This window comes from Pseudomonas sp. RIT-To-2 (assembly GCF_029623465.1).
In the GTDB taxonomy this organism is placed as follows: Bacteria; Pseudomonadota; Gammaproteobacteria; order Pseudomonadales; family Pseudomonadaceae; genus Aquipseudomonas; species Aquipseudomonas silvicola.
This window is the reverse complement of sequence record NZ_JAPYKM010000012.1, coordinates 79,120-104,524: the sequence shown is the minus strand read 5'-3', so window position 1 is coordinate 104,524 and position 25,405 is coordinate 79,120. Positions and strand designations below refer to the sequence as shown.

At 63.4% G+C, this 25,405-nt stretch carries 24 protein-coding genes; 9 read left to right on the top strand and 15 right to left on the bottom strand.

Features of this window, described 5'->3' with window-relative positions; genetic code table 11:
* Window positions 1–62 precede the first annotated feature (62 nt).
* Window positions 63–782 (top strand): UTRA domain-containing protein, encoded by a 720-nt coding sequence (locus QBK88_RS13355; protein ID WP_277962409.1) that lies wholly within the window; start codon window positions 63–65, stop codon window positions 780–782.
* Here the strand turns inward: QBK88_RS13355 and QBK88_RS13350 are convergent.
* The 8 genes from QBK88_RS13350 to minC all read right to left on the bottom strand — a co-directional run bounded on the left by QBK88_RS13350 (window position 757) and on the right by minC (window position 8,271).
* A complete protein-coding gene (locus QBK88_RS13350; RefSeq protein WP_277962368.1) occupies window positions 757–1,239 on the bottom strand; it encodes an MEKHLA domain-containing protein in 483 nt (160 codons plus the stop codon). The genes QBK88_RS13355 and QBK88_RS13350 overlap by 26 nt on opposite strands.
* Before the next feature lie 88 nt (window positions 1,240–1,327).
* Complete coding sequence (locus QBK88_RS13345) at window positions 1,328–3,505, bottom strand: mechanosensitive ion channel family protein (protein WP_277962367.1); 2,178 nt, start codon at window positions 3,503–3,505, stop codon at window positions 1,328–1,330.
* Between the two features lie 68 nt (window positions 3,506–3,573).
* The gene (locus QBK88_RS13340; RefSeq protein WP_277962366.1) at window positions 3,574–3,741 is read right to left on the bottom strand and encodes a hypothetical protein; all 168 of its coding nucleotides are present in this window, start codon (window positions 3,739–3,741) and stop codon (window positions 3,574–3,576) included.
* A gap of 187 nt (window positions 3,742–3,928) precedes the next feature.
* Entirely contained in the window at window positions 3,929–5,218 is a 1,290-nt protein-coding gene (locus tag QBK88_RS13335) for a M18 family aminopeptidase (protein ID WP_277962365.1), read from the bottom strand.
* A 302-nt stretch (window positions 5,219–5,520) separates the two neighbouring features.
* Window positions 5,521–6,156, bottom strand: a complete 636-nt coding sequence (locus QBK88_RS13330; protein WP_277962364.1) for an RluA family pseudouridine synthase — start codon at window positions 6,154–6,156, stop codon at window positions 5,521–5,523.
* A 178-nt stretch (window positions 6,157–6,334) separates the two neighbouring features.
* Window positions 6,335–6,586 carry a cell division topological specificity factor MinE gene (gene minE / locus QBK88_RS13325; protein WP_008366588.1) on the bottom strand — a complete coding sequence of 84 codons (252 nt, stop codon included), beginning with the start codon at window positions 6,584–6,586 and terminating at the stop codon, window positions 6,335–6,337.
* Window positions 6,586–7,398: a septum site-determining protein MinD gene (gene minD / locus QBK88_RS13320; protein WP_268144772.1), complete on the bottom strand. Its 813-nt coding sequence runs from the start codon at window positions 7,396–7,398 to the stop codon at window positions 6,586–6,588. Before minD ends, minE begins: the two co-directional genes overlap by 1 nt.
* 138 nt (window positions 7,399–7,536) lie before the next feature.
* Window positions 7,537–8,271 carry a septum site-determining protein MinC gene (gene minC, locus QBK88_RS13315; protein ID WP_268144770.1) on the bottom strand — a complete coding sequence of 245 codons (735 nt, stop codon included), beginning with the start codon at window positions 8,269–8,271 and terminating at the stop codon, window positions 7,537–7,539.
* Between the two features lie 112 nt (window positions 8,272–8,383).
* Between minC and QBK88_RS13310 the strand changes: the two genes are divergently transcribed.
* A complete protein-coding gene (locus QBK88_RS13310) occupies window positions 8,384–9,319 on the top strand; it encodes a lipid A biosynthesis lauroyl acyltransferase (RefSeq protein ID WP_277962363.1) in 936 nt (311 codons plus the stop codon).
* 87 nt (window positions 9,320–9,406) lie between these two features.
* On the opposite strand, the gene QBK88_RS13305 is transcribed toward QBK88_RS13310, so the two are convergent.
* Both QBK88_RS13305 and QBK88_RS13300 read right to left on the bottom strand, forming a co-directional pair.
* On the bottom strand, window positions 9,407–10,183 hold the full coding sequence (locus tag QBK88_RS13305) for an MlaA family lipoprotein (protein WP_158154385.1): 777 nt from the start codon (window positions 10,181–10,183) through the stop codon (window positions 9,407–9,409).
* On the bottom strand, window positions 10,176–11,474 hold the full coding sequence (locus tag QBK88_RS13300) for a serine/threonine protein kinase (RefSeq protein WP_277962362.1): 1,299 nt from the start codon (window positions 11,472–11,474) through the stop codon (window positions 10,176–10,178). The genes QBK88_RS13305 and QBK88_RS13300 overlap by 8 nt, the downstream gene beginning before the upstream one ends.
* Before the next feature lie 215 nt (window positions 11,475–11,689).
* On the opposite strand from QBK88_RS13300, the gene QBK88_RS13295 reads away from it, so the two are divergent.
* Window positions 11,690–12,046, top strand: coding sequence for a hypothetical protein (locus QBK88_RS13295; RefSeq protein WP_277962361.1), 357 nt, complete (start codon window positions 11,690–11,692; stop codon window positions 12,044–12,046).
* An 80-nt stretch (window positions 12,047–12,126) separates the two neighbouring features.
* Here the strand turns inward: QBK88_RS13295 and QBK88_RS13290 are convergent, their stop codons facing one another.
* Window positions 12,127–13,677 (bottom strand): beta (1-6) glucans synthase, encoded by a 1,551-nt coding sequence (locus QBK88_RS13290; protein WP_277962360.1) that lies wholly within the window; start codon window positions 13,675–13,677, stop codon window positions 12,127–12,129.
* Between the two features lie 269 nt (window positions 13,678–13,946).
* Here QBK88_RS13290 and QBK88_RS13285 point away from each other — a divergent pair, with 269 nt between their 5' ends.
* From QBK88_RS13285 to QBK88_RS13275, 3 genes are all read left to right on the top strand, one after another.
* Complete coding sequence (locus QBK88_RS13285; RefSeq protein ID WP_277962359.1) at window positions 13,947–14,804, top strand: glycine betaine ABC transporter substrate-binding protein; 858 nt, start codon at window positions 13,947–13,949, stop codon at window positions 14,802–14,804.
* Between the two features lie 224 nt (window positions 14,805–15,028).
* A complete protein-coding gene (locus tag QBK88_RS13280) occupies window positions 15,029–15,340 on the top strand; it encodes a DUF485 domain-containing protein (RefSeq protein ID WP_268144755.1) in 312 nt (103 codons plus the stop codon).
* On the top strand, window positions 15,337–16,995 hold the full coding sequence (locus tag QBK88_RS13275; protein WP_277962358.1) for a cation acetate symporter: 1,659 nt from the start codon (window positions 15,337–15,339) through the stop codon (window positions 16,993–16,995). The genes QBK88_RS13280 and QBK88_RS13275 overlap by 4 nt, the downstream gene beginning before the upstream one ends.
* A gap of 57 nt (window positions 16,996–17,052) precedes the next feature.
* Here QBK88_RS13275 and QBK88_RS13270 read toward each other — a convergent pair whose 3' ends face one another.
* On the bottom strand, window positions 17,053–17,205 hold the full coding sequence (locus QBK88_RS13270) for a DUF3309 family protein (protein ID WP_009045034.1): 153 nt from the start codon (window positions 17,203–17,205) through the stop codon (window positions 17,053–17,055).
* A 223-nt stretch (window positions 17,206–17,428) separates the two neighbouring features.
* Between QBK88_RS13270 and QBK88_RS13265 the strand changes: the two genes are divergently transcribed.
* The 3 genes from QBK88_RS13265 to csrA all read left to right on the top strand — a co-directional run bounded on the left by QBK88_RS13265 (window position 17,429) and on the right by csrA (window position 19,036).
* Complete coding sequence (locus tag QBK88_RS13265) at window positions 17,429–18,250, top strand: SDR family oxidoreductase (protein ID WP_268144750.1); 822 nt, start codon at window positions 17,429–17,431, stop codon at window positions 18,248–18,250.
* 64 nt (window positions 18,251–18,314) lie between these two features.
* Window positions 18,315–18,647, top strand: coding sequence for a YnfA family protein (locus tag QBK88_RS13260; protein ID WP_268144747.1), 333 nt, complete (start codon window positions 18,315–18,317; stop codon window positions 18,645–18,647).
* A 179-nt stretch (window positions 18,648–18,826) separates the two neighbouring features.
* A complete protein-coding gene (gene csrA, locus QBK88_RS13255; RefSeq protein WP_277962357.1) occupies window positions 18,827–19,036 on the top strand; it encodes a carbon storage regulator CsrA in 210 nt (69 codons plus the stop codon).
* 6 nt (window positions 19,037–19,042) lie between these two features.
* On the opposite strand, the gene QBK88_RS13250 is transcribed toward csrA, so the two are convergent.
* From QBK88_RS13250 to QBK88_RS13240, 3 genes are all read right to left on the bottom strand, one after another.
* A complete protein-coding gene (locus QBK88_RS13250; RefSeq protein ID WP_277962356.1) occupies window positions 19,043–19,270 on the bottom strand; it encodes a YheU family protein in 228 nt (75 codons plus the stop codon).
* A 127-nt stretch (window positions 19,271–19,397) separates the two neighbouring features.
* Window positions 19,398–21,008: an FMN-binding glutamate synthase family protein gene (locus QBK88_RS13245; RefSeq protein WP_277962355.1), complete on the bottom strand. Its 1,611-nt coding sequence runs from the start codon at window positions 21,006–21,008 to the stop codon at window positions 19,398–19,400.
* 79 nt (window positions 21,009–21,087) lie between these two features.
* Window positions 21,088–25,347 (bottom strand): DEAD/DEAH box helicase, encoded by a 4,260-nt coding sequence (locus QBK88_RS13240; protein WP_277962354.1) that lies wholly within the window; start codon window positions 25,345–25,347, stop codon window positions 21,088–21,090.
* Window positions 25,348–25,405: the final 58 nt, after the last annotated feature.

The window sequence follows — 25,405 nt, the reverse complement described above, 5'->3', positions numbered from 1 at the left end:
GGGCAGCCCCAGCGGTGCGTTGCCCCTTTTTGTAGCTGGACTAGACCAGGCAGGTTGAAATGATGCGTAACAGTGCACCCCGGGCCGTCACGGCGATCTGCCAGGCCCTGCAGGAACAGATTCAGCACGGCCTGCTGGCGCCAGGCTGCCAGCTGCCGGCCGAGCGCAAGCTCAGCGAGGTGTTCGACACCACGCGCATCACCTTGCGCGAGGCGCTGGTGCAACTGGAGGCCAGGGGGTTGATCTACCGCGAGGAGCGCCGCGGCTGGTTCATCTCGCCCCCGCGCCTGACCTACGACCTGATGAAGCGCAGCCACTTCCACGCCATGGTCCGCGAGCAGGGCCGCGAACCGTCGACGCAACTGCTGTCAGGCCGCCTGGTACCCGCTACGGCGGCCATCTGCGCCAGCCTGCAACTGCCGCCGCTGTCCAGCGTGATCCAGTTGTGCCGCACCCGGCGCATTGATCAGCGCCTGGTGCTGTACGTGGAGCATTACCTCAACCCGCAGTATTTCCCTGGCATCCTGGAACTGGACCTGAACCAGCCGTTGACCGAAATCTATGCCCGGCATTACGGCATCGACTACGGCCGGGTGTGTTTCGAGATGGCGCCCACGGCATTGCGTGCCGAAGCCGCGAGTGCGTTGAAGGTATCAGTGGGCAGCCCCGGGCTGCGTATCACGCGGGTCAACCATGACCAGCAGGGCCGGCTCATCGATTGCGACCTGGAATACTGGCGCCACGACGCCATTCGTCTCAGAGCCGATGTCTCGCCGCCTTGATTTCCACTTCCGTGAGCCAGAACAGCGATGCTTGCCCCGCCCGCCGAGCGGCCTGAGGCGTTGATATTTCCCAGATCTCGCCGTCGTAGATCTGGAAGGTCTGGCCGCTGCGCGAATAGCGTTCGCCCTGATAATTGAAGCTGTAGCCGGCACGTTGCACACGGTTCAGGTAGTGCTGGCGGGAGGTGCGCTGGCTGGGCGGCGAGCTGAGTTCCGAAACCATGCCGATGAACTGTTCCAGCGGGTAGTCGAAACAGCGCAATGCCTGTTCATTGGCATAGACGAAGCGAGGTGTGTCACTGCCGTCGTGGGCCAGCAGGCCGTAGGGCGCTTCTTCATGCACCCATTGCAGGTCCACGGGGGCACCGGGTATCGCCATGGGCAGGTGCCTGCCGGTGTGGCGGAAATACGCATCGTCGATTTGCCGCAGTTGGCTCTCTAGCTCGGGGCCAAGCATCACGTCGTTCCTCTACTGCACTTCACTGAGTCCAGACCCCACGCTACCCCGTGGGGGATGACAGGTCTATTGTCATAATCGACACACGTCAGGCCGAAGCATCCTGGGCTTGGGCGCTGACCGCGCCGCCCGCGCTGGTGACCACCTGCACGCTCAGGCGTGGGGTGGCCAGGTCCAGGCCGCTTTCGTCCAGCTGGCGCTTGAGCGCCAGGTTGAAGGCTCGGGACACTTCCCATTGCTTGATGGGCGCGGTCTTGAAGCGGGCGCGAAGGATGGCGGTGCCGGCCTCGAAACTCTCCACGCCCTGGATCTCCAGGGGCGACCAGATGTTGCGGCGCTGCAGCGGGTCGGTACGCATTTTCTGACCGACGTCGCGCATCAGCTTGATGGCCGTGTCGATGTCCATTGTGTGCGGTACGTTGACGCGGAAAATCGCGTAGCCGAATTCGCGCGAGTAGTTCTTGATGCTCTTGATCTCGCTGAACGGAATGGTGTGGACAATGCCGTCGATGTCCCGCAGGCGAACCGTGCGGATGGTCAGGCCTTCCACCGTGCCCAGGTGGCCGCCCACGTCCACGTAGTCGTCGATGGCCAGGGAGTCTTCGATGATGATGAACAGGCCGGTGATCAGGTCGGCTACCAGCGACTGGGCGCCGAAGCCGATCGCCAGGCCGATCACACCGGCACCGGCCAGCAGCGGCGTGACGTTCATGCCCATGTTCGCCAGGGCGACGATGGCGGCGATGATGAAGATGGCGATGAACAGGACGTTGCGGATCAGCGGCATCATGGTTTGCGCGCGGGCATTGGCCAGGCCCTTGCGCGAGTGGGTGAGGGCGTGGTGCACGGCGGTATCGGCCAGTATCCACACCAGCCACGCCAGAATCAGGGTGCCCGCCAGGCTGAACAGCTTGACGCTGATGTCGTGGCCGTCACCTTCGGTGAAGCGTATCAGCGACATGTCCCACACCCGCAGGCCCAGTTCGACGAAGCACAGCCAGATCGCCAGGTGCGCCAGGGTGTAGCCGAAGCTGCGCAAACGCTCGAAGTACACGGCCTGACGCTTGATGCCTTTGCGCGGCTTGTTGAAATGGCGGCGCACCAGGCCATTGCAGACCATGCACAGCACCAGCAGCACCGTGCACACCAGCGACTGGCGCAACACGGCGCTGGTGTCACCGGCATTGATGAACGTGGCCACCAGCGAGAGGCCTACCAGCACCAGCGCCGGCAGGTACCAGAAGGTGCCGAGGATATCGATGGTGTCGCTCAGGGCGCGACGGGTCAGGCGCCGGGCCAGGGGCTGGTTGCGGATCAGGTGCGCGATGGGGCGGCGGAAACGCAGAATGAACATGCCGCTGCACAGCGCCGCCATGACATTGGCCAGGGTCGCCGCCAGGTGGGCGAGGTGTGAGCCAAGGCTGGCGACCAGGCGCGGGTCGTTGAGGGCTTCGCCGAAGGCGGCGAAGCTGCCGATCAGCCACAGTGGGCGGAATGCCTGGTGGCGCAGGATGTACAGGGCGCGGTGGCGGTGCGGGCCGTCGAGCAGTGAAAACGCCACCACGCAGATCGCCGAGAAACAGGTGCCCACCACCAGTGCATAGGCCAGCACCATGGCCAGGTCCTTGCCCAGTGAGGAGGGCAGGGCATAACCCACCCACACCGTAATGATCAGCGCCACCAGCCAGGGCCCCAGCTTGCGCAGGGCAAAGCGTAGCAGGTCGAGGGTACGCGGCAGCTGCGGCAGTTCTTCGCTGAGGCCGAAGCGCATGCGGATGTGATGGCTGATCCAGTTCAGCGCGTACGCCAGCAGGCTCCACACCAGGATGATCAGCACGAAGGCGAAGATGATCGGCGGCCACTCGGCCAGTGGCAGCATCAGGTCGGACAGTTCCTGCTTGGCCTGGTCCGCTTCGGTGGACCAGCGCGAGAAGGGACTGTCGTCGCCGGAAAACTGTTTCTCGAAATGGCCAAGGGTGCTGCCGATCAGCCCGAGCACACCTTCCTCACCGGCCGGCTGGGCCTTCTTGGTGGTGTCGCGCAGGCGCTTGAGGTCAGTCAGCAGTTGGGTACGTTGCTGGTCGTTTTCCAGTGACTTGATCACCTCGTCCAGCGATTGTGCCAGGGGTTCGGTGGGCTCGGGCTGGGTTTTCTGCGAGCTGCCCAGCAGGCTCGGCAGGCCCGCAGCCTGGGCCGTTGGCAGGGTGGCCAGCAGGCAGATCAGCAACAGGGTGAAAAAGGCAGGCAGACGGAAAAAGGCAGGCACGCGGCAATAGACTCAGGGTAATTCCAGATCGAGGCAGTGTACGAGGCGTGCCGGGGCAATGCGAGTGCTTAAGCGCCAATTCGGACGAGGATCTTGTAAAGCACGATGCCCAGCAGGCAGAGCATGCCGAACCAGATCATCAGCACGCCGAGGTTGCGCTCGCGCAGGCTGAAACCGAGGGTGAGCAGGCCGAGGCTGGCCGTGACCTGCATGAGCAGAAGGGTGAATTCGTCCATGATGCGCGTCCTTGGGGGGAGGGCCTTATTCAAGTTTAGGCCCGGATGCGCGTCGTCACCTGATTTGTGTCATGCAATGTTGAAGTGCGCGGTTCGGGGCAGGCGCCGGGTTGTCAGCAAGCTTTCAGGCTACAAAGCTCGCCGGCAACCCGGCTCCCACACCGACAGCGGCGTGCGACCGAACGGGTTACGGCAGTTCGCGGCTGCGGTAGAAGGCTTCCAGCACCTTCACCAGGTGGGCCAGGTCCTGGCTGCCACACAGTTCGCGGATCGAGTGCATGGCGAAGGTCGGCAGGCCGATGTCCACGGTGCGCACGCCCAGGTGGCTGGCGGTGATTGGGCCGATGGTGGAGCCGCAACCCATGTCGCTGCGTACCACGAAGCTCTGCACCGGTACTTCCTCGGCCATGCACAAATGGCGGAAGAAGCCGGCGGTTTCGCTGTTGGTGGCGTAGCGCTGGTTGCTGTTGACCTTGATCACCGGGCCGGCGTTGAGTTTCGGCCCGTGGTTGGCGTCGTGCTTGTCGGCGTAGTTGGGGTGCACGCCGTGGGCGTTGTCGGCCGACACCAGCAGCGAGCGCTGGATGGTGCGCACGAAGTCGTCGCCGTCGGGCAGCAGGCGGCGCAGGGTCTGCTCCAGCATCGGGCCGTCGGCGCCGCAGGCCGAGCAGGAACCGATTTCCTCGTGATCATTGGCCACGAACACGCAGGTTTCTTCGCTGTCGGCATTGAGCAGCGCCTGCAGCGCGGCGTAGCAGGACAGCAGGTTGTCCAGGCGCGCGCCGGCGATGAACTCCCCATGCAGCCCGACCACGGCGGCGTTCTGGGTGTCATAGAAGCTCAGCTCGTAGTCCAGCACCACGTCTGCGTTCAGGCCGTGTTCGCGGGCCAGTTGCTCTGTGAGCAGGGCGCGGAAGTCCGGGCGCTCGTCGCCGGCCACCTGGGCCAGGATCGGTGGCAACTCGTTCTGGGCATTGATGGCCCAGCCCTGGTTTGCCTCGCGGTTGAGGTGGATGGCCAGGTTGGGGATGACGGCGATGGGCAGCTTGAAGTCGACCAGCTGGCTTTCCACCTTGCCGTCGCGGCGGAAGGTGACACGGCCGGCCAGCGACAGGTCGCGGTCGAACCAGGGCGCCAGCAGCGCGCCGCCATACACTTCCACGCCCAGTTGCCAGAAGCCCTGGCGTTGCAGCTCGGGCTGCGGCTTGACGCGCAGGCAAGGGCTGTCGGTGTGGGCGCCGACCAGGCGGATACCGCCAATCAACGGCGAATGACGGCCCAGCTTGATGGCGATGATGGAGGAGTCGTTGCGAGTCAGGTAATAGCGCCCGCCGGCGACGGTAGCCCAGGTGTCACGCTCGTCGAGACGTTGGTAACCGGCCGCCTCCAGGCGCATGGCCAGGCTGGTGGTGGCATGGAAGGGCGTGGGGGAGGCCTTGAGGAAATCGATCAGGCCCTGGTTCAAAGCTTCGCGCATAGGTGGCTCCAGACAGCAATGGCGCGAGTTTAACGTATTGAAGCCGGCTTTGTGCGCTGACTTGAAACACCATGCAACGGCCCTGTGGGGCCGGGCTTGCCCGGGAAGGGTGGTGCCTGCTTCCCAGGCAAGCCTGGTCCCACACCCTCGCGGCAGTTGGGTCAGTGAGGCAAAGCACTTAGCCCTGGAGGCATGGCAGGTCTAGCCGGAACTGGCCTGACTGCCACCCTTCTGTGGGACCGGGCGAAACTCGGGAAGGGCGCGCCGCGTAGTGCCTGCTCGTTCGACAGGGGCGCGGCAGATCAGAACGGCGCGGGGCACTCGAAACGTACGCGCTCGCCACTCACGGGGTGGGTGAAGCTCAGCATGCTGGCGTGCAGGCACAGCCGCGGGTAGGCCGCCAGGGCCTCTGGGTGGGCGTACAGGCCGTCACCCAGCAGCGGGTGGCCGATGGAGAGCATGTGCACGCGCAGTTGGTGCGAGCGGCCGGTGATGGGCGTCAGCTCCACGCGGCACCAGTCACCGCAGCGCTCCAGCACTTTCCAGAAGGTCAGCGCGTGCTTGCCCTGTTCGTGGTCGACCACATGGCGCGGCTTGGTGGGCGGGTCGTATCGCAATGGCAGGTCGATGCTGCCACTGTCCAAAGCCGGCTGACCCCAGGCCAGGGCGGTATAGGCCTTCTCGGTTTCCCGGTCGTGAAACTGGCGCGACAGCTCGCGGTGGGTATCGACATCACGGGCCAGCAGGATGATGCCCGACGTTTCCCAATCCAGGCGGTGCACGATGCGGGCCTCGGGGAAGCCGTTTTCCTGCAGGCGGGTGATCAGGCAGTCCTTGTTGTCCTCGGCGCGGCCAGGTACCGACAGCAGCAGGGTGGGCTTGTTGATCACCAGGATAGCAGCGTCCTGGTGCAGGATTTCGATGTTCGACAGCGGCATTGAAGTTGTCTCGGTAAAAACGCCAACGGCGGTGAGGATCGACCTGAGATCCGTGGTGCCTGCTCCCGAGCTTTCCCCGAGCCCACAGCGCATGGCACGTGGGACCGGGCGAAGCTCGGGAAGCAGGCGACACAGGTCTGCCGCCGATCCCCACCGCCGCGGGTACTGCCTGGCCGGGTTAGCGGTCAGGCAGGGTGATGTTGAGTTCCAGAATCGAGCAGCTACCCTGGTTTTCCAGTGCCACCTGCACGTCCTCGTTGCCGATGTTCACGTACTTGCGGATCACCTCGACCAGCTCTTTCTGCAGGGCGGGCAGGTAGTCCGGGGTACTGCGCTGGCCACGCTCGTGCGCCACGATGATCTGTAGACGCTCTTTCGCTACCGACGCGGTATTGACCTTTTTGGAACGAAAGAAGTCAAAAATGCTCATCAGTTGCCTCCAAAGAGCCGCTCAAAGAATCCTTTCTTCTGCATGGCGAGGAAGCGGTGTTCCACGTTCTTGCCCAGCAGTCGGTCCACGGCATCGCTGTAGGCCTGGCCAGCGTCGCTCTGGTCATCGAGGATGACCGGCACGCCCTGGTTGGAAGCCTTGAGCACCGCCTGGGATTCAGGGATGACGCCCAGCAGGGTCACCGACAGGATTTCCTTGACGTCTTCCACGCCCAGCATCTCGCCTTTGCTCACGCGCTCGGGGTTGTAGCGGGTCAGCAGCAGGTGTTCCTTGATCGGGTCTTCGCCTTTCTCGGCGCGGCGCGATTTGCTGGCCAGCAGGCCCAGCATACGGTCCGAGTCACGTACCGAAGACACTTCCGGGTTGGTCACGACGATGGCTTCGTCGGCGAAGTACATCGCCAGGTGGGCACCGGTCTCGATACCGGCCGGCGAGTCGCAGACCACGTATTCGAAGGTTTCCTTGAGCTCCATCAGGACCTTTTCAACGCCTTCCTTGGTCAGCGCGTCCTTGTCACGGGTCTGGCTGGCAGCCAGCACGTAAAGGTTCTCAAGGCGCTTGTCCTTGATCAGGGCCTGCTGCAGGTTGGCTTCGCCGTTGACGACGTTGACGAAGTCGTACACCACGCGGCGTTCACAGCCCATGATCAGGTCGAGGTTGCGCAGGCCCACGTCGAAGTCGACGATGACTGTCTTGTGGCCACGCAGGGCCAGACCGGTACCGATGGCGGCGCTGGTGGTGGTCTTGCCCACACCACCTTTGCCGGATGTAACCACGAGAATCTTGGACAAGGTGTATCACCCCTAATGAAAAAGGATTGCTAGTCCCTGAATGAAAGCATGACTTGTAAACAACTGCAGTCGGCTCGCCAGATGATGGCTATAAGCCGCCAAGTTTAAAAGTTGTACGGAAAATGGCGGCAGTATCCGTTAAAGGCGGGTGATGTTCAACACATCACCGGACAAGCTGACTTGTACACCGGCCCCCCACAAGGGGTCGCGCCGCAGGTCTTCGGACACCTTGTACTGGCCGGCGATGGACAGCAGCTCGGCGCCCAGGTACTGGCAGAAGATGCGGGCCTTGGTGTCACCCTTGATACCAGCCAGCGCGCGGCCGCGCATCTGGCCGTACACATGGATGTTGCCATCGGCCAGAAGTTCCGCACCGGAGCTGACCGTCGCCATGACCACGAGGTCGCCACCCGGGGCGTAGACCTGCTGGCCACTGCGCACGGGCAGGGTGATGATTTTGGTCGGGTTGACCACCGGCTTGGGCGGCTCAGGCGGCTTGGGCGGCTCCAGTTCGAGGGTGCGCTCGCGGGCGCCCGACGGCGGCAGCACCGGCAGGTCGATGGCGATGGCGGCGGCGATGTCCTCGATCCGGCTGGCGCGAATGGCCAGCGTGCGCAGGCCGTGCTGGCGGCATACGCGCATCAGGCCGGGCAGGTCGACAGCCCCTTCGCTGGCCGGCAGCTTGTCCAGCGCCAGCACCAGCGGGGTGTTGCTGAAGAAATTCGGGGCCTGGGCGACCTTGGCCGCCAATTGGCGATCCAGCCCTTCAAGGTTGTTGCGGGCCAGTTCCAGAACGGTAATGGCGAGCATGCTGCCCTTGAGCTGGAACACGTTTTCCTGGTCTAGCGGTTCGGTCTGGGTCATGGTCGGCAAAACGGCGCCTTGTAACGAAAAGTGCCGAGACTTATAACGAGAACGCCCGCCAGCCGCAAGCCGGGCGAACCCATGTAGAATGCGCGGCCATGTTGTCTGTCCGGAATCTGTAATGGATCGCCCGCGTTTTAACCGAACCTTTCTTCACCCGCGTTTCTGGCCGTTGCTGCTGGGCCTTGGGCTGTTGTGGCTGGTGGTACAGCTGCCGTACCGCGCCTTGCTGGTCATCGGCCGCCTGCTGGGCCTGGGTATGTACCGCATTGCCGGGGAACGCCGCCGTATCGCAGCGCGAAATCTGGAGCTGTGTTTCCCCGAACTACCGCTCGTCGAAAGACAGCGTCTGCTCAAGGAAAATTTCGTTTCCACCGGCATCGCGTTCTTCGAAATGGCCATGAGTTGGTGGTGGCCAAAGGCCCGCCTGGCGCGGCTTGCACACATCGAGGGGCTGGAACATTTGCAGGCGGCGCAGCAGGCCGGCGAGGGTGCCATCCTGATGGCCCTGCACTTCACGACCCTGGAAATCGGTGCGGCCCTGCTGGGTCAGCGCCACACCATCGACGGTATGTACCGCGAACACAAGAACCCGCTGTTCGACTTCGTCCAGCGCCAGGGCCGCGAACGTCATAACCTCGATTCCCTGGCCGTGGAGCGCGAAGACGTGCGAGGCATGCTCAAGCTGCTGCGCAAAGGGCGGGCCATCTGGTACGCGCCGGACCAGGACTACGGCGCCAAGCAGGGCATCTTCGTGCCCTTGTTCGGTATTCCCGCGGCCACGGTGACGGCCACCACCAAGTTCGCCCGGCTGGGCAAGGCGCGGGTTGTCCCGTTCACCCAGCAGCGCCTGGCCGATGGCAGCGGTTACCGGTTGGTGATTCATCCGCCGCTGGAAGATTTCCCCGGGGAAAGCGAAGAGGCTGATTGCCTGCGCATCAACCAGTGGGTGGAAGCGTCGATTCGTGAATGCCCGGAGCAGTACCTGTGGGCACACCGGCGCTTCAAGTCGCGGCCGCCTGGGTCGCCGAAGCTGTACGAAAAGCGCCGCCGCTGACCGACGCTTCCCCAATGGGATGGACTTGACCCTGCAGAACCGGGCGAAGCCCGGTCCTGCAGGAGCCCTCTGCTGCAAGGGCTGGAATTACTCGGCGATCTGCAGCTTGCGCGACTCGGTGTAGATGTAGCGCACTTTCTCATACTCGAACGGCGAGTTCAGCGAGCCATAGCGGAAGCTGGTGGTGTAGCGCTTGTCCACGGCGCGCAACGCCCAGATTTCCGGGTGGCGACTGCTTTCCTGCGACACGTTGAGGAAGTTGATCTGCGACTCGGCGCCGTAGTCGAACAGCAGGCCGGTGGTGTCACGCAGGTTCGACGGGCCGAAGATCGGCAACACCAGGTATGGGCCGCCCGGCACACCGTAGAAACCCAGGGTCTGGCCAAAGTCTTCGGTCTGGTGTTGCAGGCCCATCTTGGTGGCCGGGTCCCACAGGCCAGCGATACCGACGGTGGTGTTGAGCAGCAGGCGGCCGGTGATTTCCAGCGAGCGCTTGCCTTTGAGCTGCAACAGGCTGTTGACCAGGTTCGGCACGTCGCCCAGGTTGCTGAAGAAGTTGCTCACGCCAGTGCGCAGGAAGCTTGGGGTCACGTAGCGGTAGCCATTGACCACGGGCAGGAACACCCATTCATCGAACCGGTAGTTGAAGTGGTACACGCGCCGGTTCCAGTTTTCCAGCGGGTCGTACACGTTCAGCGCGGTGAGGCTGGCGCGTTCGAATTCGCGCTGGTCCAGCCCCGGGTTGAACTTGAGCTGCTTGAGCGGCTCGGTGAAACCGTCCCCGTCAACCGGGGTGGTGGTGTCGTCGGCGTGGGCCATGCCGGCACACAGCAGTGCGGCGGCCAGGAATAAAGTCTTAGCCACGGAAGAACTCCAGCATGGCGTCGGCGTTGACGCGGTAGTTGAGGTTGCCGCAATGGCCACCGTGCGGGTAAACGGTCAGGCGATCACCGAAGGTCTTGCGCAGGAAACCCAGGTCGCCCGGGCCGAGGATGATGTCGTCGGCGTTGTGCATCACAGCGATTTTCGGGCTGTCGTGCAAGTAGTCCTTCAAGGCGTACAGGCTCACCTGGTCCACCAGTTGCAGCAGGCTGCCGCCGTCGGTGCGGGCGCGCCACATGGGGATGACCTGGTCGGTCAGGTAGCAGTCGAAATCACACTGCAGCGCGCGCTTGAGGAACGGCGCCAGGCTGGTACCCTCGCTGATCGGGAACTTGGGCGGGGTGATCAGCCCGCGGCGGTTGATCAGGTCGGAGGTGAACGCGATATCGGCCGCCGAGAAACGGAACGAGGTACCGATCAGCATGGCCATCTGTTCGTTGGACAGGTGCTGCTTGGACTGCTGAATGTCATACAGCAACGCATCGTTGAGGTCGATGTAGCCCTTCTGCTGGAAATAGCGCGTGAGCTTCTGCAGCACCACTTCGTAGAACGTGGTGGTGTTGTTGATGCCCTTGACCTGCGCCTGTACCAGCTTGTCGAGGTTGCTGATGGAGGTATACAGGTTTACCGGCGGGTTGAGCAGCAGCACTTTCTTGAAGTTGAAACTGCGGCGTGTTTCGTCCAGTTTGCTGACAAAGGCCGCGTCCAGCGCACCCAGGCTGTAGCCCGTCAGGTAATAGTCGGTGACCGCCAGCTTGGGATGCTGGGCACGCACGGCCTGCATCACGCGGTACAGGTCTTCGGCGTCTTCCTTGGTGACCCCTGGGGTGGCGAACCGCGAGGCGGCGCTCATGAAGTCATAGCTGGTGGGCGACGACAGCTGCACCACGTGGTAGCCGGCCTGGTAGTAGAGCTTCTTGAGGTACTCGTTCAGGCTGCTGTTGTACGGTGCGCCGGTACCGGCGATGAGGAAGATCAGCGGCGCGGCATGGTCCTGGGTGGCCATGCGGTAATGCAGCTTTTTCACCGCCCAGAAGTTGTCGGGCAAGGTGAACTCGCGTTCAGGGCGCAGGTTCAGGGTGTAGTCCGACTGGTTGATGTCCTCGTCCACCGGCAGCTTGGGCCGCAGGTCTGGCGGGGTCGAGGCGATAGTGGCTTCGAACGGATTGGTCAGCGGGTAGCCATAGCTGGCGGCGTCGATATCCTTGGCCAGCACGGACGCACTCAGAATGAGGCCGCCCACGAGGGCAGCGAAGTGCAATATTCGAAGCATGACGGAGCCCCTAAAAAGGCGAAAGCAAAGTGAAGTACGCAGCCTCTGACAACCGCGCTGGTGGCAAGTTGCCAAGGATGGATGCATTTGGCACGCAAAATATTGTACGGCGGTGATACATCCTGCAAACACAATAGCGCGTGCCGGGGATTTCACCTTGCATAACGGGTGCCGACCGTTATTCTTGGCGCCGATTTTCCCTTCCGGAGTGTGTCATGTCCCGCCGTACGTCGTTGATCGTGCTTTTTGTCTTGGTTGCCCTGAGCCTGGCGGCCAGTTATGGCGTGCGCTACGGGCTGATGGAGGACGCCCGCTGGGTAGGGCTGTGCGGTGACGAGGCCGGGCGGTGGGAGTGCCAGTTGCGCTCGGGGCTGGGCTACCTGATTCACTTTCGGGTGATCGCCATCGCGGCGTTGGTCACCTCGGTGGTGGGGTTCTTCGTTCCGCGATGCCTGGGGTGGTGGCTGGCGGCCCTGGCGCTGGTGATCGGCATTCCGGCGCTGGTGCTGTACAGCGCCAGCCTGGCGGTGTTCGCGGTGGTCATCGCCGGCCTGCGCCTGGTTCGCCGCTGAGGCCGTTTCGGCGGGCTCCCGCGCTTCGCCCGGTTCAGCAGGTTGCCACCCTGCAGGACCGGGCGAAGCTCGGAAAGGGCTTAGCGCGACACCTTCAGGCTGCGCAGCAGCGCCCCTGCCATCAATACGCTGACGAGCGCCCAGCCCCAGGCCTGCTGGTTCTGCAGCCCTTCGATAGCCAACTGCACCGGGATGCCTACCGCCACAATGGCGGCGAGGAAGCGGGCCTCGGGTTTGCGCACGGCTACCGGGCGCAAGAGGTACACCAGCGCCGGTAATACCAGGGCCGCACTCGGGAAGCTGCGGTAACGGGCGTCGAAGACCAGCGCCAGCATCATCACCGCAGCCGCGAAACCCGCGCCCGCCAGCCACCAGCCACCGCGGCGGTCCAGCCAGGCAAATAGCCGCTCACGCCACCCGGTGCGGGCCGCCAGGCCCAAGGCGCCATGGGCCAGCACCACCAGGTTCAGGCCCACCAGCAGCACCGCCCACACCCACTCCTCGGCAAAGCGCGCGTTGATGCGCACCAGTTCGCCCCAGGCGCCCAGGCTGCCCGCGCCCACGGCGGCCAGCAGCGGCAGCAGCAAGGCACTGCGGCGGTTGTCCACACGCCCGGCAAACGCCAGGGTCGCCAGCCATAGCACCACGCCAGCGCCCAGCCACTGCGGCCAGAACGGCACGTTGGTCACCGGGCCCTGGAGCACGCCCTTGTCCTGACGGTCGGCGTCGAACAAGCCCCAGTAGCCGCCCACCGCGCCTTCACTGGCACGCTTCCACGGCTGGTCGAAGGCCTCGATCAGGTTGTAGTGCCAGCCACGCTGCTCGGCCATGGCCACCACGCCACGGATGAACCGCGCCTCGTTGACCCGGCTGGGCAGCGCGGTTTCACGCTGGCGGCCTTCGCTGGGCCAGCCGGTTTCGCCGATCAGGATGTCCTTGGGTGCGAACAGCTTGGCGAACTTGTCGTGTACGTTTGCCACATGGGCCAGAGCGGCATCGATACCCGTGGGGTTGTCTTCCCAGTAAGGCAGCAGGTGAATGGTCAGGAAGTCTACCGCCGGGGCCACTTCCGGGTACTGCAGCCAGAAGTCCCAGACGTCGGCGTAGGTCACCGGTTGCCTGACCTGGCTCTTGACCTCGCGGATCAACTGGGCCAGGTGCTTGCCGGTGACTTCCTTGCGCAGCAAGGTCTCGTTGCCGACGATCACTGCGGTGACGACATCCGGGTTTTCGTTCGCTGCCTTGATCAGCGCCTTGATTTCCTTGCCCGTGTCCACCGGGTTGCTGTTGACCCACGCACCTATCATCAACTTCAGGCCATGCTTGCGGGCAATGGCTGGAATGCCTTCCAGCCCGGTCATGGAGTAGGTGCGGATGCATTCGAAGCGGGTGGCCAGCAAGGCCAGGTCGGCATCCATGCGCTCGGGGCGCAGCGTGAACGGCTGGTCGAAGGGGGACTGGTCCTTGTCGAACGGCGTGTACGAAGCGCATTGCAGCTTGTGGGTGGCGGTGGCGGCGTCGGGCAGGGTCACCGGTTTGCCCAGGTCGTACCAGAAACCGGCAAGGGCAAGCAGCCCCAGCACACAGGCGAGCAGGTAGGGCGACAGCGTTGAGCGGGCAGTGGCAGGCATCGTCTATTTTCGTCAGGCAACAAAGCCGCGCATGTTACCTGTATTTGTGCGAATCCAGAGCATTTGCCATGCAAAGTTCGGGCAGGCCACTGGAGGCAGTGGTCGCTGCTGGCACAGTGATGTCGTTTCTCGCTGCATCGAGGTCGCAGCCAGAGCAGGATGCTCCAGGCATGAGGTTGATCATCAAGGTGCAGTCCATGGCGTCTTGCCCGCGCCGCACACGATCGATGCTCGACCCCCGTCGAGCGCAGCCTTTTGGGGAAGTCTGGATGAATAAGCGAAAAATCCTGGGAGCGGCCGCCGCTCTGGTACTTGCGACAAGTTCGACCCTGGCCAGCGCCGATAGCAAACCCGAGTTGAGTATCGGCTATGTCGATGGCTGGTCCGATAGCGTAGCCACGACCAACGTGGCCGCGCAAGTGATCGAACAGAAGCTTGGCTACAAAGTGAAGCTGCAGGCGGTAGCGACCGGGATCATGTGGCAGGGTGTCGCCACCGGCAAACTCGACGCCATGCTCTCCGCGTGGCTGCCCGTGACCCACGGCGAGTACTGGACGAAGAACAAAGACAAGGTGGTCGACTACGGCCCCAACTTCAAGGACGCCAAGATCGGCCTGATCGTGCCGGAATACGTCACCGCCAAGTCCGTGGCCGACCTCAAGACCGATACCACCTTCAAGAACAAGATCGTCGGCATTGACGCAGGTTCTGGCGTGATGCTCAAGACCGACCAGGCCATCAAGGACTACGACCTGACGGGCTACAAGCTGCAGGCCAGTTCTGGCGCCGCCATGACCGCCGAACTGGGCCGCGCCTACGACAAGCATGAGTCCATCGCGGTGACCGGTTGGGTGCCGCACTGGATGTTCGCCAAGTGGAAGCTGCGTTTCCTCGAAGACCCGAAAGGCGTTTATGGTGCGGCCGAGACGGTCAACAGCATCGGCAGCAAGGAACTGGCCACCAAGGCACCTGAGGTAGCCACGTTCCTGAAAAACTTCCACTGGAACTCCAAAGACGAAATCGGCGAAGTCATGCTGGCCATTCAGGACGGCGCCAAACCCGAAGCCGCGGCCAAGGACTGGGTGGCCAAGCACCCTGATCGTGTGGCCGAATGGACCGCCAAATAATCAACTGACCGCTCTAAACCGCAACTTGCAGAGCCGCCGAGGTTTATAGCCCCGGCGGCTTTTTAGTGTCATGGGGAATGTCTTTTGTTGTCATAGTTAGCTATGCAAGTTTTCCGAGTGGAAAAACCGTAATGTCGATCTAATACTAAGGTCGTCTGGAGCCTCTTCCACAGCAGCCTAAAGTGGAATAGTTCCACCCCATCTGTGCTGCGAGGACAAAAACAATGAACGACAGCATTTACCTCTCGATACAAAACAGCCCGCGCTTCAAGGAGCTGGTGCAAAAACGTGAACGGTTCGCCTGGATACTCTCGGCGATCATGCTCGGGCTTTATTCGGCGTTCATTCTATTGATCGCCTACGGACCCCACATACTCGGGGCCAAGTTGTCTCCCGACTCTTCCATCACCTGGGGTATTCCCATCGGTGTCGGGTTGATTCTCAGCGCATTCGTGTTGACGGGCATTTACGTGCGCCGGGCCAATGGCGAGTTTGATGACCTGAACAGAGAGATCCTGAAGGAGGCACAACAATGATCAAGCGATTATTGGCCAGCCTTGGCCTCCTGGCATTCGCCCCGGCGCTGTTCGCCGCCGATGCCATCAGCGGCGCTGTGCAGAAACAGCCGCTCAACGTTTCCGCCATCATCATGTTCGTGGTGTTCGTCGGCGCAACCCTGTGCATTACGTACTGGGCATCCAAGCGCAACAAATCGGCCGCCGACTACTACGCTGCGGGCGGGCGCATCACCGGTTTCCAGAACGGCCTGGCGATTGCTGGCGACTACATGTCGGCCGCCTCCTTCCTGGGTATTTCTGCACTGGTGTTCACCTCCGGCTATGACGGGCTGATCTACTCCATCGGTTTCCTAGTGGGCTGGCCGATCATTCTCTTCCTCATCGCCGAGCGCCTGCGCAACCTGGGCAAATATACCTTTGCCGACGTTGCTTCCTACCGCCTCAAGCAGACCGAGATCCGCACCCTGTCGGCGTGTGGCTCGCTGGTGGTGGTGGCGTTCTACCTGATCGCGCAGATGGTGGGTGCTGGCAAGCTGATCCAGTTGCTGTTCGGCCTGGACTACCATGTGGCCGTGGTGCTGGTGGGCATCCTGATGTGCCTGTACGTGCTGTTCGGCGGCATGCTGGCCACCACCTGGGTGCAGATCATCAAGGCGGTATTGCTGCTGTCGGGCGCCACCTTCATGGCGCTGATGGTGATGAAGCACGTCAATTTCGACTTCAACACACTGTTCTCCGAAGCTATCAAGGTTCACCCCAAAGGCGAGGCCATCATGAGCCCCGGCGGGCTGGTGAAAGACCCGATCTCGGCGTTCTCCCTCGGCCTGGCGCTGATGTTCGGTACCGCTGGCCTGCCGCACATTCTGATGCGTTTCTTCACGGTGTCCGATGCCAAGGAAGCCCGTAAAAGTGTGCTGTATGCCACCGGTTTCATCGGCTACTTCTACATCCTGACCTTCATCATCGGCTTTGGCGCCATTCTGCTGGTCAGCACCAACCCGGCGTTCAAGGACGCGGCCGGTGCCTTGCTGGGCGGCAACAACATGGCCGCGGTGCATTTGGCCGATGCGGTGGGTGGCAGTATCTTCCTGGGCTTCATCTCGGCCGTGGCCTTCGCTACCATCCTGGCGGTGGTCGCGGGCCTGACCCTGGCGGGGGCCTCGGCGGTGTCCCATGACCTTTATGCCAGCGTGATCAAGAAGGGCAAAGCCAACGAGAAGGAAGAAATACGCGTCTCCAAGATCACCACTATCGCCCTGGGGATCCTGGCCATTGGCCTGGGCATTCTGTTCGAGAACCAGAACATTGCGTTCATGGTCGGCCTGGCGTTCTCCATTGCCGCCAGCTGCAACTTCCCGGTGCTGTTCCTCTCCATGTACTGGAAACGCCTGACCACCCGCGGGGCCATGATCGGTGGATGGTTGGGGCTGATCAGCGCCGTGGGGCTGATGATTCTGGGCCCTACCATCTGGGTGCAGATCCTGGGGCATGAGAAAGCGATCTATCCCTATGAGTACCCCGCGCTGTTCTCGATGATCATTGCCTTCGTCGGGATCTGGTTCTTCTCCATCACCGACAAGTCCAAGGCCGCAGCCGACGAGCAGGCGTTGTTCATGCCGCAGTTCGTACGTTCGCAAACCGGCCTGGGCGCCAGTGGGGCCGTTGCCCACTGAGTGTTGCGGGCATGAAAAAGGCAGCCACTGGCTGCCTTTTTCACAAGTGGGTAACGCTTATATTCTGCCAAGCAATACCAATATCAGCAGCACGACCAAGACCACGCCGATAATGCCCGATGGCCCGTAACCCCAGCTTCTGGAGTGTGGAAATACAGGAAGACCACCGATCAACAGCAGGATGAGGATGATGATAAGTATGGTGCCCATGGCGTTTTCCTTATTCGACGTTTAGGGTGCAGGTTTTTAGCGTCAGTGAAAACCTTGACCGCTTAATACCTCGGACTACGCGCCGCGGAAAAAAGTGCAAATTATTTTAACGGTCGCCCGCGGATAGTTTGCATCACCCATTCACTAACCTGATGGTGAATGAGCCGCCGATGTTCCTTCACTAGACTGCCCCCTACCATTCAAGAACAACGGGGCATGGGCTATGCACAACCGCATGATGATCACTGGCGCCGGCTCGGGGCTGGGCCGCGAAATTGCCTTGCGCTGGGCGCGCGAGGGGTGGCAACTGGCATTGTCCGACGTCAACGAGGCCGGGTTGCAGGAAACCCTGCGCCTGGTCCGCGAGGCGGGAGGGGATGGCTTTGTGCAGCGCTGCGACGTGCGCGATTACAGCCAGCTGACCGCACTGGCCCAGGCTTGCGAAGAAAAGCTGGGCGGTATCGACGTGATCGTCAACAACGCCGGCGTGGCCTCCGGTGGCTTCTTCAGCGAGTTGCAACTGGAAGACTGGGACTGGCAGATCGCGATCAACCTCATGGGTGTGGTCAAGGGCTGCAAGGCGTTCTTGCCGCTGCTGGAGCAGAGCAAGGGCACCATCATCAACATCGCTTCCATGGCGGCGCTCATGCAGGGGCCGGCCATGAGCAATTACAACGTTGCCAAGGCTGGCGTATTGGCCCTGTCCGAAAGCCTGCTGGCCGAGCTGCGGGAGCAGGAAGTACGCGTGCATGTGGTGTGCCCGTCGTTTTTCCAGACCAACCTGCTGGACTCGTTCCGTGGCCCAACGCCCGCCATGAAGGCCCAGGTGGGCAAGTTGCTGGAAAGCTCACCCATCAGCGCCGCCGACATTGCCGACTACATCTTTCAGCGTGTCGCCGAGGGAGAGTTCATGATTCTGCCCCACGAACAGGGCCGCATGGCCTGGCAGCTCAAGCAGCAGAACCCGCAATTGCTCTACAACGAAATGGCCAGCATGGCGGAAAAAATGCGCGCCAAGGCTCGCCAGGGGCGCGGTGGCGAATAGCCCTGGGGTATCCTTGAAAGCCCGGGCCAGGCGCCCGGGTTTTTTTCGCCCCAAGGAGCCCGACATGCTCAACTACCTGTGGTTCTTCCTCGCCGCGATCTTCGAGATTGCCGGCTGCTATGCGTTCTACCTGTGGCTGCGCCTGGGCAAGAGCGCCTGGTGGGTCGCCCCGGCGCTGATCAGCCTGACCTGCTTCGGCCTGCTGCTCACCCGCGTCGAAGCCGCGTACGCCGGCCGCGCTTATGCCGCCTACGGTGGTCTCTACATCATCACGTCGCTGGTGTGGCTGGCAGTGGTGGAACGCGTGCGCCCGTCCGGCAGTGACTGGTTGGGCGCGATGTTCTGTGTGGCGGGGGCAAGCATCATTCTGTGGGGGCCGAAGTTGCAGAGTTCATGACCGTGCAACTTTATTCAACTGGGTTTAGTTGTGTATATCCGTACGTTATTCACTAAGAAACGTCTGTAGTACGTTTCAATCCCCGTTGTAGGGCATGCCTGTTTTAGTCCAGATGCATTGATAGCGTCCCCCTCACGGCGCAGTCTGGTTACTCATTCAAATGGATTGAGGACGGGACAATGCTGGTATTGACGCGGGTGGTGGGGGAGACGATCGTCATTGGTGACGATGTATGGGTAAAGATCCTGGAAGTGCGGGGCAGTCATGTTCGACTGGGCGTGCAGGCGCCCAGGACTGTGGATATTCACCGGGCGGAGGTTCATCGAAGAATACAGGCGCAGTTGGCGAGGCAGGCAGGTGAAGTGCCTGCCGAGGAGGCGGCATCCTGACCGGCGTCAGTCGAACAGCTCGCGGGGGATGTCGTGCTTGAGCATCAGCGTGCACTGCTGGCTTTCGGGGTCGAAGACGATGAAGGCCTGGGCCTTCGCCAGGGCGTGACGCACGCGTTCCACGCGGGTCTGCAGCGGGGTTTCGTCACCGTTGTCGGTGCCGTCACGGGTGACGAAATCTTCGATCAGCAGGGTGAGGGTCTCGGGTGACAGTTGTTCGTGGGGGATCAGCATGGTGGCTCTCGCATGGGGTCAGCAATGCTAGCACAGCTGCGCGCGGCGCCTGAGCTCCGTACCAAGTGGACTTGGCCGCGCCGCGAACGCTGAGCGCCCACAAACGACAGAGGTTGCAAGCGGCACGTCAGAGAGGGTTGGGCTCAAAGCTGTCGGCGCGGGCCATGGCCCACATGCGTTGGTAGAATTCGCCGCTCACCTCGCCCTTGAGCAATTCACCGGGCTTGAGGAACACATGCAGTTGGGAAAACAGTTTCACCTCGGTGGCCGACATGCGCCGCACCAGGTGCTTGGCTTCCAGTTGCGCAGGATGTTCCAGGCCGGCGGCGGCCAGCATTTCGGCCAGGGCCTTGAGGGTATTGTGGTGAAAGTTCAGCACGCGGTTGGCCTTGTCCGGCACCACCAGCGCGCGCTGGCGCAACAGGTCCTGGGTGGCGACACCCGTGGGGCATTTGTTGGTGTGGCAGCTCTGGGACTGGATACAGCCAATGGCGAACATGAAGCCCCGGGCCGAGTTGGCCCAGTCGGCACCGATGGCCAGCACGCTGGCGATGTCGAAGGCGCTGACGATCTTGCCGCTGGCGCCCAGCTTGATCTTGTCGCGCAGGTTCATGCCCACCAGGGTGTTGTGCACGAACAGCAGCCCTTCGCGCATCGGCGTACCCATGTGGTCGGTGAACTCCACGGGGGCTGCCCCTGTGCCACCTTCCTTGCCATCGACGACGATGAAGTCCGGCAGTATGCCGGTCTCCAGCATGGCCTTGGCGATCCCCATGAACTCCCAGGGGTGGCCCATGCAGAACTTGAAGCCCACCGGCTTGCCACCGGACAGCTCGCGCAGTTGGGCGATGAAATGCATCATCTCCAGCGGTGTGGAAAACGCTGAATGGCGCGACGGCGACACACAATCCTCACCCATCATCACCCCGCGGGTATCGGCGATCTCGCGGGTCACCTTGTGCTTGGGCAGTATGCCGCCGTGGCCGGGCTTGGCACCCTGGCTCATCTTGATTTCGATCATGCGCACCTGAGGTTCCCGGGCCTGGGCTGCGAATTTCTCCGGGTCGAACAGCCCGCCACTGGTGCGGCAACCGAAATAGCCGCTGCCCAGCTCCCACACCAGGTCGCCACCGTATTCACGGTGGTAAGGGCTGATGCTGCCCTCGCCGGTGTCATGGGCGAAGTTGCCCAATTTCGCCCCCTGGTTCAAGGCGCGGATGGCGTTGGCACTCAATGCCCCGAAGCTCATGGCCGAGATATTGAAGATCGATGCCGAGTAAGGTTGGGTGCACTGCGGGCCGCCGATGATCACGCGGAAACTGGCCGGGTCCGTCAGTGGCGCCGGGCGCATGGAATGGCCAATGAATTCGAAACCCGGTTGGTACACATCGATCAGGGTGCCGAAGGGCTTGTCGGCGCTTTCGTTCTTGGCGCGCGAGTACACCAGCGAGCGTTGGGCACGAGAAAAGGGCAGGGCGTCGCTGTCGGCTTCCAGCAAGTATTGGCGGATTTCCGGGCGAATGCCTTCCACCAGGTAGCGGATGTTGCCCAGGATGGGGTAGTTGCGACGCACTGCATGGGGCGTTTGCAGCAAGTCGAAGATGCCGATCAGGCTCAGCACGGCGCTGGTGAACGCGAAGGGCCACAGCCAGTCATGGTGCATGAAGGGCATGCAGGCGAGGGTGAACAACACACAGGCAGCAAAAAAAGCGTAACGACTCAGCAGCGACAGGCTCATGACTATCCCCGGATTGGCGAAGGTGCACTCAAAGTAGTCCTGTTTCCCGAGCTTCGCCCGGTCCCACAGGGGAGGATGTTCAATGGCGGGTCAAGGCCTCGCGCAACGCAGCGGTTTCGGCCTCCCAGTACACCGGCTTGCCCGCCAGCAGCGCTGCCACCGGGAGGCCATCGCGCAGCACCAGGCGGTTGCCGCTGACCGCCGGCACTTTGGTGCCGGGTAACAGGGTGCCGGCCAGGTTCAACGGGTCGCTGGCGCTGATCATGACCAGGCTGGCGTCCAGCGGCCGCTTGCGTACCTCACGCAGCACCGGGATGGCTTCGGGCAGGGCGAACTGTTCACCGGCCAGGCCGCTGACGAAGCGCCCGCCCCGAATTTCGCCACGGGCTTCCAGGCGATGGAAGGTGCGCAGCAGTTCGCGCCAGTTGGGCAGCCAGTCGGCCTCGCGCTCCAGCAGGCGCCAGAACACCACCCCGTACCGGCGCAGCAAGGTCATGGCCACCATTTCAAGCGGGTCGGCGGCAGGTGCGCTGACCGGGCGCAGCAGCGCCCAGCGCCCGGCGTCGTCCATGCCGCCAATGAACGCCCCACGCCCGCGTCGGGCATTGCGGCCCTGGCGCTTGCTGGCTGGGGTGATCAACGCGCGCAGGCCGGCGAAGCTGTCGGCACTGACCAGCCCGGCCGAGACCGATTCCTGCAGGGCGGTTTCCAGCTCGCTGGGCAGCAGATGCGCCTCGCTGCTCAATTCATCGAAAAACAGCGCGCCGTGCTGGCCCAGCAGGTCATGGGCCTTGCGCGCCTTGGGGGACAAAGCGCCGGGCTCGACCGCCGGTGACAAGCCGCGCCACAGGTTGGCGCGTGCGCGGGGTAGCAAGACAATGGGGGTACTGCGCAAGGTGGCGGTCAGCGGTTTGCCGCTGGCCGCCAGGCGCGTCCACACGGTTTTACCGGTGCGGCAGGCATCATCCAGCCACTGGCCGTTGTAGTCCCGCAGGCGGCTGGGCAGCAGGTCGCTTTCCCAGGCACCGGCCGGGGCACTGTAGCCTTCCAACTGCTCCAGCACCTGGCTCAGGGCAGCCTGGCCTTGCAGGCGCGTGCCGCCATCCAAGTGCTGCCAGTGCAGCAGAAAGCGCATGAAATCCTGCAGGCTGACCGGCTCGATTTCCCGCCGCAGGCGTTTGAGGGTGTAGCGGTGGATGCGGGCCAGCAGGTGGCGTTCGCACCATTGGCTGTCGCGCAAACCGGGACGGAACTGGCCGCGCAGCAGGTAGCCCTGGCCCTCCAGGTGGGCCAGGGCCTGCTCCACCGTGGGCAGCGGCAAGTTCAGTGGCGCGGCGATTTCCCCCAGGCGCAGCGGGCCGAAGCCGCTGAGGCGCGAGCGGATCAGCTCCTGGGCCGCGGCGTCGACCTCCCACGCGGCATCGAAGCCGGGCAGTGGAGAGAGGGCGGGTACACAGGTCGCCCCCGGGTAAAGCGCCTGCATCAGGGGCAAGCGCTCCACGGCCAGCCACAGCAACTGTTCGTTGCCCACGCTCATCAGGCAGGCGCGTCCGCTGGCCGCCAACTGTTGCAGCCAACCTTGCCACGGCGGGTGAGCGCCTGCCTCGTGACTACCCACTGCCGCCAACTGCATCAGCGCTTCATGCATTTCATCGGCACGGGTCGGTGCTGGCCAGGCTTCACCTGCCACCGCATCGATGGCGTCACCGTCGAGCGCGCCCAGGTCATCGGCGCTCTGCGGTTCGCTCCAGCGACGGGCCAGTACCGCCTGGGTGCGGCGTTCCTCCAGCGGCGCATCGTCGAGAAACGCGTAGGGGCGGGCGTTGAGAATGGCCGCTGCCAGCGGGGACGGCGCTGGCAGGTCGCGACAGATCAGCCGCACCTGCCCCTGCTCCATGCGGCGCAGAAGGGCCAGCCAGGCCTCGGCGTCCATGGCCTCATGCAGGCAGTCGTCCAGGGTCTGTTCCACCAGTGGGTGGTCGGGTATCTCGCGTTCGCCCGCGATATTCTCCAGGCAGGCGATCTGGTCGGGGAACACCGTGGCGGTGAGGTCTTCGCTTTTCATGCGCTGCACCTGCGGCGCTACCTTGCGCCCACCCAGGAAGCGCGGCAACGCCAAGGCGATGCTAGCCGTCCAGCGCCAACGTACGCCGAACAGCGGCGCGTCGAGCACCGCCTGGATCAGCAGGTGCTCGGCGCTGTTGCTGTTGAGGTACCGCCACACCTCTTCGAGGGCAAAACTGTGGCTGGTGGACAGCGACAGCACGATGGCGTCTTCGCTGGCGGCGGCCTGCAGTTCGAAATTGAAGGTGCGGCAAAACCGCTTGCGCAGGGCCAGGCCCCAGGCGCGGTTGACCCGGCTGCCGAAGGGCGTGTGGATGATCAACTGAGTGCCGCCGGACTCATCGAAAAAACGCTCCATGATCAGCGTGTCATGGGAGGGCAGCGCCCCCAGCGCGTTGCGGGTACGCGCCAGGTAGTCGACCAATTGCTCAGCGCTGTCGGTGCCCAGGCCCAGGCTATCGGTCAGCCATTGCACCACCGCCGGCACGTGCCCGGCATGCAGGCCCAACTGCTCGTCCACCTGGCCTTGCAGGCGTGCCACGGCGAACGACAACTCATCGCTGCGCCCCGGTGCCTCGCCCAGCCAGAAGGGAATGTTGGGTGGCTGGCCCTGGGCGTCCTCGACACGCACCTTGCCGGTATCCACCCGCACAATGCGGTAGGAAGTATTGCCCAGCTGAAAAATATCGCCGGCAATGCTTTCCACGGCGAAGTCTTCGTTGACCGTGCCCACGTTGAGGCCCTGGGGTTCGAGTACCACGCTGTAATCGGCGTTGTCGGGGATAGTGCCGCCACTGGTCACCGCGGTCAGTTGCGCGCCGCGGCGCCCGCGCAGCGTGCCACTGACCGCATCGCGATGCAGGTAAGCGCTGCGCACGCCCTGGCGGCCGCTGTAGCCGTCGGCGAGCATGGCCAGTACCGCGTGGTAATGGGCCGGGTCCAGTTGCGCGAACGGCATGGCCCGCTGGAACAGCGCCAGCAGCGCGTCCTGGTGCCATTCCTGGCAACTGACCTCGGCGATGATCTGCTGGGCCAGGACGTCCAGTGGCGCCACGGGGATATGCAAGGTGTCCAGCTCGCCACGGCGCACGCAGTCCAGCAGCGCAGCGCATTCGATCAAGTCATCCAGCGAGGTGGCGAACAGCCGGCCCTTGGGCGTGCCGCCCACCTGGTGGCCGGAGCGTCCAACCCGTTGCAGGAACGCCGAGATGGAACGCGGCGAGGCGATCTGGCACACCAGTTCGACATCGCCAATGTCCAGGCCCAGCTCAAGCGACGCCGTGGCGACCAGCAGGCGCAGGTCGCCGCGCTTGAGCCGCTGTTCGGCCTCCAGGCGCTGCTCCTTGGCCAGGCTGCCATGGTGGGCGGCTACGGCGTCGCGGCCCAGGCGTTCGCTCAAGTGGCGGGCCAGGCGCTCGGCCAGCCGGCGGGTGTTGACGAACACCAGGGTGGTACGGTGCTCGCGGCTCAGCTGTGCCAGTCGGTCGTACACCCGCTCCCACACATCGTTGGCCATCACCGCGCCCAGCGGCACCGGCGGTACTTCGATGGCCAGGTCCCGAGGCCGCGCGTGGCCGACGTCGATGATCGCGCACGGGCGTTCATGGCCTGCCAGAAAACGCGCCACCCGCTCGATGGGCCGTTGCGTGGCTGACAGCCCGATGCGCTGCAATGGCGCCGAGCACAGGCCTTGCAAGCGCTCCAGGCTCAAGACCAGATGGCTGCCGCGCTTGCTGGCGGCCACTGCGTGGATCTCATCGACGATCACCGTGCGCACATTGCCCAGCATCGCTCGGCCGGAGGCCGACCCCAGCAGCACGTACAGGGATTCCGGCGTACTGACCAGAACATGTGGTGCGCGTTTGCGCATGGCGGCGCGCTCTTTCTGCGGCGTATCGCCAGTACGCACTGCCGTGCGGATCGCCACGGGCGGCATGCCCAGTGCTTGCAGTTGCTCGGCGATGCCGGCCAGCGGCTGTTGCAGGTTGATCTGAATGTCGTTGGACAGCGCCTTCAACGGCGAGATGTACAGCACCAGCGTCTGTTCCGGCAGCGCTTCGCCCAAATGCACCAGCTCGTCGAGTACCGCCAGGAATGCCGTCAGGGTCTTGCCCGACCCGGTGGGCGCCGCCACCAGCAGCGACTCACCTGCCTTGATCAGCGGCCAGGCGCGAGCCTGGGCCGGGGTCAGGGCCGGGAAACTGTGCTGGAACCAGGCGCGCACGGCGGGGTGGAAACCGTTGAGCGCCGGGTCTTCGGAGGCGGGCAGGTTCATGGACTATTGATGCGTGAAGCGCGCGCAAGTTGCAAGGCGCTGCGCGTTTACCGGGCGG

What these genes read in the sequence shown, in the direction of transcription:
- QBK88_RS13330 (WP_277962364.1), bottom strand. Translation starts at nt 6,156, where the DNA reads ATGCCGCTGTCGAACATCGAAATCCTGCACCAGGACGCTGCTATCCTG.
- QBK88_RS13310 (WP_277962363.1), top strand. Translation starts at nt 8,384, where the DNA reads ATGGATCGCCCGCGTTTTAACCGAACCTTTCTTCACCCGCGTTTCTGG.
- QBK88_RS13240 (WP_277962354.1), bottom strand. Translation starts at nt 25,347, where the DNA reads ATGAACCTGCCCGCCTCCGAAGACCCGGCGCTCAACGGTTTCCACCCC.
- QBK88_RS13355 (WP_277962409.1), top strand. Translation starts at nt 63, where the DNA reads ATGCGTAACAGTGCACCCCGGGCCGTCACGGCGATCTGCCAGGCCCTG.
- QBK88_RS13280 (WP_268144755.1), top strand. Translation starts at nt 15,029, where the DNA reads ATGAACGACAGCATTTACCTCTCGATACAAAACAGCCCGCGCTTCAAG.
- QBK88_RS13340 (WP_277962366.1), bottom strand. Translation starts at nt 3,741, where the DNA reads ATGGACGAATTCACCCTTCTGCTCATGCAGGTCACGGCCAGCCTCGGC.
- QBK88_RS13250 (WP_277962356.1), bottom strand. Translation starts at nt 19,270, where the DNA reads ATGCTGATCCCCCACGAACAACTGTCACCCGAGACCCTCACCCTGCTG.
- QBK88_RS13245 (WP_277962355.1), bottom strand. Translation starts at nt 21,008, where the DNA reads ATGAGCCTGTCGCTGCTGAGTCGTTACGCTTTTTTTGCTGCCTGTGTG.
- QBK88_RS13295 (WP_277962361.1), top strand. Translation starts at nt 11,690, where the DNA reads ATGTCCCGCCGTACGTCGTTGATCGTGCTTTTTGTCTTGGTTGCCCTG.
- QBK88_RS13290 (WP_277962360.1), bottom strand. Translation starts at nt 13,677, where the DNA reads ATGCCTGCCACTGCCCGCTCAACGCTGTCGCCCTACCTGCTCGCCTGT.
- QBK88_RS13300 (WP_277962362.1), bottom strand. Translation starts at nt 11,474, where the DNA reads ATGCTTCGAATATTGCACTTCGCTGCCCTCGTGGGCGGCCTCATTCTG.
- QBK88_RS13265 (WP_268144750.1), top strand. Translation starts at nt 17,429, where the DNA reads ATGCACAACCGCATGATGATCACTGGCGCCGGCTCGGGGCTGGGCCGC.
- QBK88_RS13270 (WP_009045034.1), bottom strand. Translation starts at nt 17,205, where the DNA reads ATGGGCACCATACTTATCATCATCCTCATCCTGCTGTTGATCGGTGGT.
- QBK88_RS13350 (WP_277962368.1), bottom strand. Translation starts at nt 1,239, where the DNA reads ATGCTTGGCCCCGAGCTAGAGAGCCAACTGCGGCAAATCGACGATGCG.
- csrA (WP_277962357.1), top strand. Translation starts at nt 18,827, where the DNA reads ATGCTGGTATTGACGCGGGTGGTGGGGGAGACGATCGTCATTGGTGAC.
- minE (WP_008366588.1), bottom strand. Translation starts at nt 6,586, where the DNA reads ATGAGCATTTTTGACTTCTTTCGTTCCAAAAAGGTCAATACCGCGTCG.
- QBK88_RS13335 (WP_277962365.1), bottom strand. Translation starts at nt 5,218, where the DNA reads ATGCGCGAAGCTTTGAACCAGGGCCTGATCGATTTCCTCAAGGCCTCC.
- QBK88_RS13285 (WP_277962359.1), top strand. Translation starts at nt 13,947, where the DNA reads ATGAATAAGCGAAAAATCCTGGGAGCGGCCGCCGCTCTGGTACTTGCG.
- QBK88_RS13260 (WP_268144747.1), top strand. Translation starts at nt 18,315, where the DNA reads ATGCTCAACTACCTGTGGTTCTTCCTCGCCGCGATCTTCGAGATTGCC.
- QBK88_RS13275 (WP_277962358.1), top strand. Translation starts at nt 15,337, where the DNA reads ATGATCAAGCGATTATTGGCCAGCCTTGGCCTCCTGGCATTCGCCCCG.